Raw genomic sequence first — 210 nt, 5'->3', positions numbered from 1 at the left:
CCACCTACACCGACACCTTCAATGTGGTCAGCGCCGACGGCACCCCGACCACGGTGACGATCAACATCCTCGGCACCAACGACGCCGCGGTGCTGTCGTCCGACGTGAAGAACCTGACCGAGACCAATGCGGCCGCCGACATCTCGACCTCGGGCACGCTGACCATCTCGGACGTCGACAGTGATCCGCACTTCGTCGCCCAGGCCGGCA

Annotated in this window: 1 protein-coding gene; it reads left to right on the top strand. The window is 65.2% G+C overall.

What is annotated here, in order from left to right:
- Positions 1–210: VCBS domain-containing protein (locus EN818_RS32465; RefSeq protein ID WP_135906421.1), on the top strand; the 210-nt coding region annotated here is incomplete at both ends.

Source organism: Mesorhizobium sp. M3A.F.Ca.ET.175.01.1.1 (assembly GCF_004791945.1).
Taxonomy (GTDB): Bacteria; Pseudomonadota; Alphaproteobacteria; order Rhizobiales; family Rhizobiaceae; genus Mesorhizobium.
The sequence above is the reverse complement of the archived record's forward strand: the minus strand, read 5'-3'. Positions and strand labels throughout refer to the sequence as shown.